The organism is Bacillus sp. SD127 (genome assembly GCF_058566445.1).
Genome location: NZ_CP191226.1, coordinates 3,837,147 through 3,849,795 on the forward strand (window position 1 = coordinate 3,837,147; position 12,649 = coordinate 3,849,795).

A 12,649-nucleotide genomic window follows, 5' to 3' on the forward strand; every position below is an offset into this window, starting at 1 on the left:
CCATGTCCGCACATTTTGTAGTATCCATCATAGGGAGGTGAAAGCCTTATGTCAGGATATTCTAATGGCGGCGGTTACGGCATCGGTTCTTTCGCTTTGATCGTTGTATTGTTTATTCTATTGATTATCGTAGGTACTGCATTTACAAGAGGCTTCTAAGTCTGCAGTACAGCGCCGTAAGACAATATCATTGTCATGCGGCGTTTTTTAGTTGTTTTCTTTATTTTTCAATCTATATCCTGAAAGCCCTGTCCGCCGCGTTTATGCAGCATATCATAAAGTAATCTCACAAGGAGGTGGCACAGATGTCTGGTTACGGAAACTCTTTTGCTTTGATTGTTGTGTTATTTATCCTCTTAATTATCGTGGGAACTGCGTTTTTTAACGGAGGCTACTAAGAAAAAGGAATCTCCATGAATCAGGCGGCGCCGTAAGGTCCATATCCTGCGTTGCTGTTTCTTTAAAAGAAAACCCCTTCTCTTATTGAGAAGGGGCCTGGTTCTTACGTCATTCCTCTTTCTGTGACATGAAAGTCGGATGCTTCAGCATGTGCAGAGACGCCAACCGCTGTAAAAACAGCTGCTGCAGCCAAACAAATAACAAATAACTTAGATTTCAATTTCATACAAACCTTCACTCCTTTGTATTTGTTTTCTTGCCTCTTCAACTCTAAGAAAGTAGGAAGCAGACAGTTCAAACCATTTTTGTTCATAGTAATATTTTGCTACTTCTAGGCCTAAATCCTCTATATCAGCATACATATTTTTATTTTTTAAATATCGGAAACATCGTTCGATTCCTTCTGTATTGGGCTGTGCCTGATATAGGGATTGTAAAAACTCAAATTTTACCGCGTAATCTGCATCGTCTGTTTCTTTAGCATATTCATAGCCCCTCTTGTGATATTCCGAGGCCTTCTCATGTTTTCCGCGTTTATAATAAATAAGTGTTATTAAAAAATATGCTTGAGGCAGAGAATTGGTGATTCTGCTGTTTTCAAAAGTGGAAACCGCTTTCTCAAAATGTTCAATGGCAGGGTCGAGGAGGTCTTGATTGTAATAACACAGCCCTAAATTATAAAATGCTCTTCCGACCAATTGGGCTTTTTGTTCCGCTTCCGCCATCTCCAGCGCCAATTTGAAATGCCGTGCGGCTTGTTCAAAATTTCTCTCATCCATAAGGTTAACCCCGAACACGAAATGGCATTGGATTATCCGAACATTATAGGTTTCCTGCTCTACATAAATTTCATATGCATTTTTGATATGAATCAATGAAAAGTACGTTTGCTTCATATAATAATAAGCTTCCGCAATTTTAAAATAAAATTCAGCCCGTTCAATATGATCGGAAACAAAAGAAAGTTTTTTCTCCGCCTGTTTGTAATATGTAATGGCAGAAATAAATTCCCGCTTATCAAACTCATACATTCCGCGGAAAAAATTCACATAATAATCGAGAAGCCCTTTCAGATCAGCTTGGTTGCTGTCTATATTTCGTGATAATTCAGACAGGCTTGGCTGGTCTTCGATATTTAATTTCTCCAGCGGCTCGAGATAATCAAGCATAAGCTGGTGGCGAAATTCCATTAGTGAGTAATATAACAGCAAGTTGGAATCATGCTGCATGTGTTTCAGTTCCTGCTGGATTTCAGCTTTTAGCACCTCGGCATCCGGCACGCTGAAGGTCCGGATATATTTGTACCACTCGTTAATTTTTTGACCGACCGCTGAAGAAGGAATTACCCCGCTCTTCATTCCTTCACCCTCTCCCATCAAAAACTGTTTATGTCATATTTTATCATGTTTACAGACTGTCCTAACCCGAAAAACACGCAATCTTTATTTCGGGAGCACGCAATAAAAAAAGGAATACCGAAGCGCTGTTAGAAAGAAGGCGGCAGCATCTGACGATATGCCGCCGCCTTACATGATTGATTGCTGTTTTGCAGGTAAAGGAAGGCGGATAATGAATGTTGTGCCTTTCCCTTGTTCACTCTTAATGTCTATTGTACCTTGATGCATTTCAACAAGCTGCTTGACGATGGAGAGGCCGAGGCCGTATTCTCCGTACGCCGTGTTCGTTCTTGAAATATCAGCTTTGTAGAACCGCTCCCAAATATGCTCGATATCCTCTTTTGAAATGCCGATTCCCGTATCTTCAATTTCGATAATGGTCTCTTTATATCCTTCTGTTCCCCGCAGCCAAATGTCACCTTGCTGCGTAAATTGGATGCTGTTTTTTGTAATGTTCACGAGGATTTGAATTAACCGGTCATAGTCGGCATGAACGATCACGCTGTCCTCCACCTGAATCATCAGCTTATTTTGCTTTTCTTCCGCCTGCTGTTCAAGGTGCTCTTTCATGATTTCGAATACTTCAATCAGCGGAACGTCAAGCTTGTTCAGGGTGATTTGCTGTGATCTGATTTTTTCGTAATCGAGATTTTCTTTTACGAGACGCAGCATTCGCTTCGTTTCCTCACTGATGAGCGAGAAGCATTTTTCTTTATTCTCCTCTGGAATCGTATTGCTGTCCAGCCCTTCAACCAAACCGTTAATGGTTGTCAGCGGCGTTCTTAATTCATGGGATACATCGGCAATAAACTGCCTTCTCCGCTTCTCAAGCCGGTCGATTTCATCCCTCGACTGCTTTAATTTTTTCGCCATGATATTAAAGTCAGACGCCAGCACCCCGATTTCATCCCGGTAGCCGTTTTCCAAGTGGATGTCATAGTCGCCGGAAGCTACTTTATCCGTTGCTTCTCTCAGCTTTTGAATGCGTTTCACATGGAATTTGGAAAGCAGCCAGCTGACGAGAATGGTAATGACAAGCGTGCTGATTATCGCGTAAAACATATAGAGGTTGACCTGGTTAATCATTTGCTCTACGCCGCTGATTGGAGAAATCAGCAGTACCGCGCCTTTAAATTCATTGTTAACAAAAATCGGCTGTGCAACAAGGGAAACCTCATCGTTAAAACGGCCATCCGCTCTGTTCATGACCACCTGCCCTTTTTTCAGCTTCTCCCACTCCGCTTTCTTCAGCTTTTCCCGTGGGTGAAAGTCTTCAGGGTGAAAATAAGGCTGCTGTGCTTCATTAAAGATGATAAACTGTGTCTTTCTTGTGCGTAATATATCCTGATATGGGTACAGCCGGCGCATATCAACCTGGCCGGTTTGAAATTCGCTTGCAATCTGCACCGCATATGACGTCAGTTCCTCTACTTTATTTTGGTAGGCAAACTCTTTCACAAAGTGAGAAAAAAGAGAAATAATGATAACAAATGCTAAAATTAATATGCTGACATGGCTCAGCAGCAGCTGATATAAATATTTAATCCTCATCAAATTTATACCCTACTCCCCATACAGTATATAGGAAAGGCCTGTCCTCACTTGCAAGCTTTTTCCGCAGCCGTTTAATATGAACATCGACAGTCCGTTCGTCTCCGTAGAACTGATAGCCCCATACCTGCTCAAGCAGCTGCTCTCTGGAAAACACCTGCCGCGGGTTCTGCACAAGGTAATAAAGCAGGTCAAACTCCTTAGGCGTGAGGTTTTCAACAGGCTCCCCATTTAAAAATACTTCTCTCGTCTTTTTATTAATTTTAAAGCATTCCGATTCAATCGTATCTTCTTCCGCTGCCGCCTTGCCCGTCGCCTGATATCTTCTGTTCACGGCTTTGATGCGGGCAACCAATGTCAGCGGGCTGAATGGCTTCGTCACATAATCGTCCGCACCCATCTCAAAGCCGATCACCTGATCTGATTCGGTGTCTCTGGCAGTCAGCATGATAATCGGAACCGTGCTTGTCTCTCTTATTTTTCTGCAGATGGTTACGCCGTCCATAGACGGAAGCATAATATCCAGAATCACCAAATCCCAATTCTCTTCAGCAAAGCGCTGATACCCCTCTAAACCGTTATGAACAAATTCAGCTTCAAAACCTTCTTTAAAAAAGAACATCTCTGTCATCGTACAAACACTTACGTTATCTTCTATCATTAAAATTTTCATTGGATCCTCCGATTGTTTTGATGCTTTTCTATATAATAGCACCATTTTATACAGAGAATTTTGGGTTTCACAATTGTTAGTTTTTATTTCATCAACTAGAAATAGATTGTTCATATTTTTTTCATACCTTTGGACTACTATAAATTTATCAACAAGCGGGCCTGCCTCACAGGCGGTCTTATCTATAAAAATACCTATACGGAGGAACATAAATGAATTTTATCAAACGGGCTTTTTGGAACATGAAGGCCAAAAAAGGAAAAACGTTTTTGCAGTTATTTGTGTTTACAGTGATTTGTATATTTGTTCTGTCTGGCCTCACGATCCAGTCAGCAGCTCAAAAATCCAGCGACCTTGCCAGACAGGAGCTGGGCGGAAGCGTTACGCTTCAAGTTGACCGCCAAAAACAAATGGAGAAGCAGCAGGACAGCGGTGAAAAACGCAGCTTCGAATCTACACCGATAAAAGTGTCTGATGCCAATAAGCTGACAGCGCTTGATCATGTGAAGAGCTACAACTTCATTACGTCAGCTTCAGCCAACGCCGGAAACTTCGATGCGATTGAAAGCTCAAGCTCTAGTGATTCGAGCACAGACTCAAGCTCAAGCGATACAAAAGGCGCTCCAATGCAAGGCGGAAAACAAATGGTTCAAGCCGATCTTTCGATTGAAGGTGTTATCAGCACGTCGCTGTTAGAGGAATTCTCAGACGGAGATTCAAAAATCACAGACGGGCGCGCGATTACAAAATCTGATGTCGGCAAAAACGTCACAGTGATCAATGAAACATTAGCAGAAGAAAATGATGTAATCGTTGGGGATTCCATCACAATAGAATCAGCAACAGACGAAGATACAACAGTCAAACTGAAGATTGTCGGTATTTATAAAACAACGTCTTCAGGCGATGACCAAGCCCAGAATTTCTCATTCTTAAATCCTTACAATAAGCTTTACACACCTTACACAGCAACAGCGGCTCTGAAAGGTGACGATTATAAAAACACGATTGATTCAGCTGTTTATGATATGGACGATGCTGAACATATTGATGCATTCGTTACAGCAGCGAAGAAAACGTCAATCGACTTTGATACGTTTACTTTAAATACAAACGATCAGCTTTACCAGCAAATGGTCGGCCCGATCGAAAATGTAGCTTCTTTCTCTAAAAACGTTGTGTACCTTGTATCAGTGGCAGGCGCTGTCATTCTTGGCCTCATTGTCATGATGTCAATCAGAGAGCGCAAATATGAGATGGGTGTGTTAATGGCTATCGGTGAAAAACGGTGGAAGCTGATTGGCCAGTTCTTAACTGAGATTCTGATCGTGGCAGTTGTGGCCATCGGCATTGCATCAGTGACTGGAAATCTGGTCGCCAACCAGCTCGGCAATCAGCTCTTATCCCAGCAGATCAGTTCATCAACTGATTCAACACAAACTGCAAGCGCCCAAATGCCCGGCGGCGGGGGCGGCATGGGCCACGGAATGTTCGGCCAAAGCTCTTCAAACGCGGACGTCATTGATTCACTGAATGTGGCAGTTTCGATGAACGATATGCTTGTTCTCGGCGGAATCGGAATGTTAATCGCTGTCATTGCAACGCTGCTGCCGTCTATTTCAGTACTGCGGCTCCACCCGAAAACGATATTGACAAAACAGGAATAGAAAGAGGCGAAACGAATGAGCTTATTAGAATTTCAACAAGTCGGCTACTGGTATAAAGACAAAAGCCAGCCCTTGTTTCAGGATATTAATATCAGCTTTGAAAAAGGTAAATTTTATACAATCGTCGGCACCTCAGGGACAGGAAAAACTACCTTCCTGTCTCTGGCAGGCGGACTTGACGCACCTAAAGAAGGACATATCCTTTATGGCGGAAAAGCTGTTTCTAAAATCGGATTGACGAATTTCAGAAATAAATACGTATCAATTGTCTTTCAGGCGTACAACCTGCTTCCATATATGACAGCTCTTCAAAATGTGACAACCGCCATGGAAATCACAGGTTCAAAGGAAAAGAATAAAGAAGCATATGCTTTGGAGATGCTGGAGAAGGTCGGCATCAATGAAAAACAAGCCCGGCAAAAGGTGCTGACATTAAGCGGCGGACAGCAGCAGCGTGTTTCCATTACAAGAGCGTTTTGCTGTGACACGGACTTGATCGTAGCCGATGAACCGACCGGAAACCTTGACGAGGATACGTCGAAAGAAATTGTGCGGCTCTTTCAGGATTTGGCGCACAAAGAAAATAAATGCATCATCATGGTGACGCATGATGAACAAATTGCAAGAGTATCTGACATTACCATCAGACTTTCACGAGGAAGCTTTACTGTGACGGAAAACGCCGCAGTCGTATAACAAAAACGCGCCTCTGCCAGTGCAGACAGGGGCGCAACCTATATCCCCCTTTTATATAGAAGTGAACGTAAAAAGAGCGGCGGCTGCATCCCCCCGCTCTTTTTATTGTTTCTGTTTTTCAGCCTGCTTTGATTTCTCTCTTCTCTTCTTTTTCCAAACAGCGAGGATAAACAGAAATAATGGAAACAGCACTTGAAAAGGCAAATGAATGTACAGCGGCACTACTTTCAGCCCTTCATTTAAATGCTCTGAAAAGTTGGTGGCAATTGCGATAGAGAGGATGAGTATGCCCAGTCCCATTGGATATGCCAACTGTGAAGGATTTTTTTCCTTAAAAAGAGTGGACGCACCCACCACCACCGCATACAGATAGAGGCTGACTTTGAAGAAGCCGCCGATAATCAGTGCCAGCATAAAAAAGATATCAAGCCGGTCCAGAAATTCTTCCACTTTGATTGTCTGAATCGTACTTAAAAGCGGAAACTGCGATCGCAATGTCAGATCAACATCAAGCACACTGATATTAATCGCTACGGTAAGCGCCACAACCAATCCGCTGATGACCATAGCGAGCATCCCCACTTTTTTGACATTCTTGCGATCATTGAGATTAGGGAAAATCATTACAAATAAAACAATTTCACCGAACGGAACGTACATGGTTTGTGTAAAAACAGAATGAATAACAGGGAAAATCCCGTCTGCTAAAACCGGTTTTAAATTTTTCAGATCTATGGAACCCGATACAATGATCAGCACGAGACCGAGCGCACCCAATAGATACATTGCCCCGAAGAGAAGCTCACCCGCCCGCGCCAGCACTTCAATTCCTTTTCTGACGGCATATATGCTGACCACCATTAGTAAAGCATTCACGATGATAATCGGAGTATCATGGTAAGCAAACGTCAGCAGCATTTCTCCGAAATCACGCAGCACCCGGGCGGCAATATATGCAAAATACAAGATATAAAGAAACGAAAAGAACCAGCTCAGCTTTTTGCCGAGCATATCATCCATGTATTCTTTCGGGGAGAACTCCGGATAGCATTGATAGATCCCCTGATACAAGTAAAAAAGAAATAAACCAACTGCACAGCCTAATAGCACTGCTATCCAGGCATCCCGGCCCGCCATCGTTCCCGGTGTAATCAATAAGGAGCTGCCCAGCTCAAAAATGATCATCATGACAAACAGCTGCCTAATGCTGATTTTGGCTTTTTCCATCTGTCACTACTCCTTTCTTGACCTATTTATGATTAAGCTGGTTTCTGAGCGGATTATTTCGCAGCCCCGTTCTTCTGATATACGTCTCCGCCTTTACATCGACAGGCAGATCAGGCAAATATTCTTTGTCCCATGTATCCCTCATTTTTTCCCACTGCTTCGGATACTTCCTGTATATCGTGTCTCCGAATCCGATAAAGTCAATTTTATGTTCCTTTATCTTTTCAACTGCATGGCTGATTTCCTTTTCCAGCTGTTTGTTGAGTGCTTTTTCGATATCGGCTAACACCTTTGGGTCAGACAAATGAAATGGATACTTTACTGCGTCTATTATGCCTTCAACCGTTACGTGAACATGAATGCGGGGACGGCCGTTTCGTATTTCCGGGTTAAGCTTTGTTGTCTGATGCGTGACCTGTAAGCTTACCGCATCTTTTGTCTTCTTACAATCGGCATTAATAAACGTATGCTGGATTTGATTCTTAAGCCAGACAACCCCAGCTTTGTCCTTATCTTCAATCCAATATTTTAAATGGCCTCTTTTATCGAATACCGCCAAACCGTCCGCCTGAAGAATGGCTTGCGGGTCAGTCGCCTGTGTGTTTTCCAGGCTGACTCCTTTTTTATCATCCCCGATCATCCTGTATCCGGGGATCACCGGCGCTTCTGTGGTGAGGGCAAGTGTTTTCAAGACATCTTGGATATTGGTTTTAATCACCCGCCCATATTGCGCTTGCGTGAAGTCGAGTGTTTTATTGACTTTATTGGATGGTATTTTATCAATCGGCGTAAGCGTTTTGACGATATTTTCGGCTTTCGTTTTATGGGCGATGACAATCGTTGCCGTGGTCCTGAATTCCGTATCGCGGTCAAGGTTATCTAACACAAAATTCAAACCTTCCTCTCTCGCCAGCTTTTCACTGATCACGACCAGGTTGGTATGGGCAAAATAAAGCCGCCTGGATACTTTCATAGAGGCTTTTCTGAGCGCTTCCGTCATGTTGTCGCCTACTATGGAATAGACGGATACAGGCGGCCTGTCTCCCGCACCGCCGCCCTGAAGCCCTCCGGCAACGTTTCCGGGATTAATGATCTGAAAGTGCAGTACGTAATTCCCTTGATTTGTCCGATCAATGCCGATTGCCGATATAATCGCAAGATCTGTCAGCTCGCGCTTATCCCAGCAGCCGGGCAGCACAATGATGCTCAAAAGCATGATAACGGCTAGTACACGTTTACGTATCATCTTGATCTCCTTCTCTCAACTCTTTGTTCACCATTCCGCGTGAACCATCCGGCTGAGGACGCTGGTCTTTCCCCTGACGGACCTTATCTTTTTTGCTGATGGATTCAGGCCTTTTCTGGTCGGCCCACCAAGGAACACGGAACAGCGTGTCCTTCACGCCTTGTGAAGAAAAGGGCGCAAGCGGCGACATATAAGGAACACCAAAGGAACGCAGACTGCATAAATGAACAAACATCATAATAATCCCTAATACCAGCCCGTAAAAACCCATTACGGCAGAAGCAATGATAAACATAAACCGAATGAGGCGGGCAGATATCGCCATGGCAAACGCCGGCGTTGCGAAGCTGGCAATGGCCGTTATGGCAACGATGATGACCATAGCCGGAGACACGATACCAACCTGAACAGCAGCTTGGCCGATAACAAGCGCGCCTACAATGGAAACAGCCGATCCTACAACCCTCGGCAGTCTGACCCCAGCTTCCCTGAGAATCTCAAAAGCAACCTCCATTGTGATGGCTTCAACAACGGCCGGAAACGGAACGATTTCCCGCTGGGCAGCAATGACGATTAACAGCTGTGTCGGAATCATTTCCTGATGAAACGTCGTAGCTGCCACATAAACAGCCGGTGCGACAAGTGAAATAAAAAAGATAAATATCCGCAGAATCCGTATACTTGTCGCAATGTCAAAGCGTGAATAATAATCTTCAACCGACTGAAAAAATTGAATAAATAAGGCTGGGGCAATCAGAACAAACGGTGTTCCGTCCACAACGATTGCAAATCTTCCTTCTAATAGATTTCCTGCGACGACGTCAGGGCGTTCCGTGTGATACATGGTCGGAAACGTCGTAAACGTTTCGTCTTCGATCAGCTGCTCGATGTATCCGGATTCTAAAATACTGTCAATGTCTATTTTTTTCAGGCGCTGCCTCACTTCCTTCAGCACCTTTTCATCACAAATGCCGTGAATGTACATCAGCGCGATATCCGTATTTGTCACAGAACCGATTTTCATTTTTTCGACCCATACATTGGGATTTTTAATGTATCGCCGAATCATGGAAATATTGGTTTGCAAAGACTCTGTAAACCCTTGGCGCGGGCCCCGGAATGACACCTGGGTGCTCGGCTCTTGTATGGAACGGTGCTCTCCCCCCTGGGTGCTGCAGATAAGCGCCTCATCAGAACCGTCCGCAAAAACCAGCGCATTTCCAAGCATCAATTCAGTGAACAGCTTGTCCCAGCTCTTTTCAGCTTTTACTCCGCCCAGCGGAAGCGTTTTTTCAAGGATCTGCTTTAGCGCATGGGCATTTTGGATGGTTTGATCCTGAATCAAAGGCTCGATTAACGATTCATGTATCGTGTTATTATCGACCAAACCCGCGATATAAATAATGGCCAGGTGAACTTCATCCTGTTCCCCTGCTTTCACTTCCCGAATAATGACATCAGAGCTGCTTCCGACTTTCTTCTTCATGTCCGCCACATTTTTCGCCAAACTTGAAGAAGCCAGAATCGCCCCTTCTTCTTTCTTCTGCTGATTCTTATCTTCTTGTTTCTGGCTGTCTTTCGTTTCGGTATTTTTCTTTTGCTTAAAAAATGACGGCATACACAAAATACCTTTCCTTATCGTTTTCTCATATTCTTCCTGTCAGCCTTAAGATTATGCATGTGACTGGCGAGCGGGTATAACTCTCTCATAAAGATAGACACTAAAAGCGGAGGGTGATGAAGGATGAAAATATTAGGCATAACGGCTGTTTTATTAATTTGTTTGTTGGTGATTTCAGTTTTCATGGACATGCTTCAAGGATTCAGTTTGGGAAAAGCCATTTATAATAATATGTCCAGCTTCAAGATGACATCGTTTGCGGAATGGATGATGCTTTTATTTTTTGTTTTGCTATTGGTGAGAGAGATATTCGTGATCTATAAATCGAACAAAAAAAGCCCCTAGAGCGAGGCGCTTTTGTTCAGACGATCATATTGCCGTTTACCTTATCTCCGCTGTTGTTGGTGATGGTTCCTTTGATGATTCGATTTCCGATGATGGTGGAATTGGTTGAGGTGTCCGTTTGAATGGCCACCGCCGTGCTTGCGGAGAGATTATTGATGGTGTTTCCTGAAATGATAGAGCCTGAGGAGCCGTTGAGATAAATCACAATCGGTCTGCCGGCTGTTCTATTGACTGAAAGGGTGTTATCAAAAATGTCATGAACGCCGGTGCTGATATAGATGGTCACTAAAAGAGGAGATCTTTCAAAGTGGTTTCCGATAATAGAGGTTTTTGCACTTGTCGTACAGTAAATCGGGTAATTTTTAAAGTTCTTAAATGTATTGTTTTTAATGATTGCGCCAGCATTGTTTGTGACAGAAACGGCATACGATTCAAGGGCCGCTTCAAACGCGTCGGGGTTAAGCGTATTTCCTTCGATCAACGCGCTTCCTTGAGCGATCCAAATGCCGCGGCTGAATTTTCTCAGCACATTGTCTTTAATGATCATATCGCCTCCTGAAATGTTCACCCCGTCGATGACTTGAATAAGACAGTTATTCAGAAATGCGGTATTATCAGACAGCACCGCTCGAAGGCCGGTACTGCGCCTTGTTTCAGACAGCCCGTTTTGAATCTGGTTGCCGTCTACCTTTACGTCGGAAGACTGATAAACCAATATCCCTGTGTTTTCAAAATTGCTGATTTTGTTGTTCGTGACAAGAACGCTCTTTCCTCTGACATCAATTCCGGTTGAAAATCCGGTAATGAGGTTGCCGGCGATCACTGCATCACTGCTTTCTTTTCCTTGTGAAACACCCAATCCGGTAATCCCGACTCTAGGCGCCGCAGCCGCGTCTTCCGCCCTTCTGAGAATATTCCCCTTAATGACCGTTTGAGTGCCGTACCCATAGCTGATCGTATTGTCTGAGTGGTTTCCTTCTATTGAAATGCCGTACCCGTTAAAATTAGTCACAGAACTTGAAACGTTTCCATTAAAATAGTTATTTCGAATCGAGACATTGAGCGGTTCCTCATAATCAATATTTCCTTCACCATATCCTTCAATGTCAATTCCGAATTTCGGCGCTGTTCCATTTCCCGTTCCGGCATCTTCAATCACGCAGCCCTCCACCGTGACTGTGTCACATCCGGTAATCGAAATGTTATTTCTCCTCGATCGCCGAACCTTACAGCGGCGGATGGTAATGTGCTCTGATGTTCGATAATCGTTATTTGTCTTTAAGCCCCGCGGACTGATAATGATCCCATCTCCAGTAAAATCAGAAATGTTGACATCATCAATAACAACATTCGAACACCCTTCAATACAAATGCCGAAGCCCCATTCATGGGTTGACCTTATCCCCGCGGACGCATACGTATGCTCGTCGCGCTCGCCGATAATTTGTCCACCGGAAATGGTTATATTCTCTTGCTTGCCTACATAAAATGCAGAATACCCCCAGGAGCTGTTCGGAATGACTTTGATGATACACTCAGGGTCCATGACGATATTAAGATTGCCGGGAACAATAATCCCAGCGTTGCGAAACACCTGGTTCGCATCCCCTCCAAGCGTCCCGTCAATTAAATATGTTCCTTTCGGGAACCAGACTGTATGGTACCCCTTTGAAACAGCCGCGCTGAGGCATTGATTAATCAGTTCTGTCGAATCCGTTTTTCCGTCCCCTGAAATACCGAAATCTGCTGCATTCAAGATGAATTCAGCCAATGATCCAACCTCCTCCCGCATGATTGTTACCATGATATTCGCGGCAGCCCGATCTG

General features: G+C 43.9%; 13 protein-coding genes. 5 read left to right on the forward strand and 8 right to left on the reverse strand.

Annotated features, from left to right (window positions below; translation table 11 throughout):
• The first annotated feature begins 48 nt into the window (after positions 1-48).
• Positions 49-159: a YjcZ family sporulation protein gene (locus tag ACQVGS_RS19995; RefSeq protein WP_106021023.1), complete on the forward strand. Its 111-nt coding sequence runs from the start codon at positions 49-51 to the stop codon at positions 157-159.
• A gap of 146 nt (positions 160-305) precedes the next feature.
• Complete coding sequence (locus ACQVGS_RS20000) at positions 306-398, forward strand: YjcZ family sporulation protein (RefSeq protein ID WP_024120214.1); 93 nt, start codon at positions 306-308, stop codon at positions 396-398.
• A gap of 104 nt (positions 399-502) precedes the next feature.
• Here the strand turns inward: ACQVGS_RS20000 and phrC are convergent, their stop codons facing one another.
• From phrC to yclJ, 4 genes are all read right to left on the reverse strand, one after another.
• A complete protein-coding gene (gene phrC / locus ACQVGS_RS20005) occupies positions 503-625 on the reverse strand; it encodes a phosphatase RapC inhibitor PhrC (RefSeq protein WP_010333023.1) in 123 nt (40 codons plus the stop codon).
• Positions 609-1,757, reverse strand: coding sequence for a response regulator aspartate phosphatase RapC (rapC, locus tag ACQVGS_RS20010; RefSeq protein ID WP_024120212.1), 1,149 nt, complete (start codon positions 1,755-1,757; stop codon positions 609-611). The genes phrC and rapC overlap by 17 nt, the downstream gene beginning before the upstream one ends.
• Before the next feature lie 168 nt (positions 1,758-1,925).
• Positions 1,926-3,350, reverse strand: coding sequence for a two-component system sensor histidine kinase YclK (gene yclK / locus ACQVGS_RS20015; protein WP_101860980.1), 1,425 nt, complete (start codon positions 3,348-3,350; stop codon positions 1,926-1,928).
• The gene (yclJ, locus tag ACQVGS_RS20020; protein WP_127695984.1) at positions 3,337-4,020 is read right to left on the reverse strand and encodes a two-component system response regulator YclJ; all 684 of its coding nucleotides are present in this window, start codon (positions 4,018-4,020) and stop codon (positions 3,337-3,339) included. Before yclJ ends, yclK begins: the two co-directional genes overlap by 14 nt.
• Positions 4,021-4,232: 212 nt before the next feature.
• Here yclJ and ACQVGS_RS20025 point away from each other — a divergent pair, with 212 nt between their 5' ends.
• Complete coding sequence (locus ACQVGS_RS20025) at positions 4,233-5,687, forward strand: ABC transporter permease (protein WP_106022285.1); 1,455 nt, start codon at positions 4,233-4,235, stop codon at positions 5,685-5,687.
• Between the two features lie 15 nt (positions 5,688-5,702).
• A complete protein-coding gene (locus tag ACQVGS_RS20030; RefSeq protein WP_106021026.1) occupies positions 5,703-6,383 on the forward strand; it encodes an ABC transporter ATP-binding protein in 681 nt (226 codons plus the stop codon).
• A gap of 102 nt (positions 6,384-6,485) precedes the next feature.
• Here the strand turns inward: ACQVGS_RS20030 and gerKB are convergent, their stop codons facing one another.
• The 3 genes from gerKB to gerKA are packed head-to-tail and all read right to left on the reverse strand — an operon-like array spanning position 6,486 to position 10,474.
• Positions 6,486-7,610 carry an endospore germination permease GerKB gene (gerKB, locus tag ACQVGS_RS20035; protein WP_101863982.1) on the reverse strand — a complete coding sequence of 375 codons (1,125 nt, stop codon included), beginning with the start codon at positions 7,608-7,610 and terminating at the stop codon, positions 6,486-6,488.
• 22 nt (positions 7,611-7,632) lie between these two features.
• Positions 7,633-8,856, reverse strand: coding sequence for a Ger(x)C family spore germination protein (locus ACQVGS_RS20040; RefSeq protein WP_254518036.1), 1,224 nt, complete (start codon positions 8,854-8,856; stop codon positions 7,633-7,635).
• Positions 8,846-10,474: a spore germination protein GerKA gene (gene gerKA, locus ACQVGS_RS20045; protein WP_491830479.1), complete on the reverse strand. Its 1,629-nt coding sequence runs from the start codon at positions 10,472-10,474 to the stop codon at positions 8,846-8,848. The genes ACQVGS_RS20040 and gerKA overlap by 11 nt, the downstream gene beginning before the upstream one ends.
• 126 nt (positions 10,475-10,600) lie before the next feature.
• Between gerKA and ACQVGS_RS20050 the strand changes: the two genes are divergently transcribed.
• A complete protein-coding gene (locus ACQVGS_RS20050) occupies positions 10,601-10,822 on the forward strand; it encodes a YczF family membrane protein (RefSeq protein WP_024120204.1) in 222 nt (73 codons plus the stop codon).
• A 16-nt stretch (positions 10,823-10,838) separates the two neighbouring features.
• Here the strand turns inward: ACQVGS_RS20050 and ACQVGS_RS20055 are convergent, their stop codons facing one another.
• Positions 10,839-12,593: a right-handed parallel beta-helix repeat-containing protein gene (locus tag ACQVGS_RS20055; protein ID WP_106021031.1), complete on the reverse strand. Its 1,755-nt coding sequence runs from the start codon at positions 12,591-12,593 to the stop codon at positions 10,839-10,841.
• Positions 12,594-12,649 lie beyond the last annotated feature (56 nt).

Excerpts from the sequence above, each read along its gene's own strand:
- ACQVGS_RS19995 (WP_106021023.1), top strand. The coding sequence starts at position 49 with ATGTCAGGATATTCTAATGGCGGCGGTTACGGCATCGGTTCTTTCGCT.
- ACQVGS_RS20000 (WP_024120214.1), top strand. The coding sequence starts at position 306 with ATGTCTGGTTACGGAAACTCTTTTGCTTTGATTGTTGTGTTATTTATC.
- phrC (WP_010333023.1), bottom strand. The coding sequence starts at position 625 with ATGAAATTGAAATCTAAGTTATTTGTTATTTGTTTGGCTGCAGCAGCT.
- rapC (WP_024120212.1), bottom strand. The coding sequence starts at position 1,757 with ATGAAGAGCGGGGTAATTCCTTCTTCAGCGGTCGGTCAAAAAATTAAC.
- yclJ (WP_127695984.1), bottom strand. The coding sequence starts at position 4,020 with ATGAAAATTTTAATGATAGAAGATAACGTAAGTGTTTGTACGATGACA.
- ACQVGS_RS20025 (WP_106022285.1), top strand. The coding sequence starts at position 4,233 with ATGAATTTTATCAAACGGGCTTTTTGGAACATGAAGGCCAAAAAAGGA.
- ACQVGS_RS20030 (WP_106021026.1), top strand. The coding sequence starts at position 5,703 with ATGAGCTTATTAGAATTTCAACAAGTCGGCTACTGGTATAAAGACAAA.
- gerKB (WP_101863982.1), bottom strand. The coding sequence starts at position 7,610 with ATGGAAAAAGCCAAAATCAGCATTAGGCAGCTGTTTGTCATGATGATC.
- ACQVGS_RS20040 (WP_254518036.1), bottom strand. The coding sequence starts at position 8,856 with ATGATACGTAAACGTGTACTAGCCGTTATCATGCTTTTGAGCATCATT.
- gerKA (WP_491830479.1), bottom strand. The coding sequence starts at position 10,474 with ATGCCGTCATTTTTTAAGCAAAAGAAAAATACCGAAACGAAAGACAGC.
- ACQVGS_RS20050 (WP_024120204.1), top strand. The coding sequence starts at position 10,601 with ATGAAAATATTAGGCATAACGGCTGTTTTATTAATTTGTTTGTTGGTG.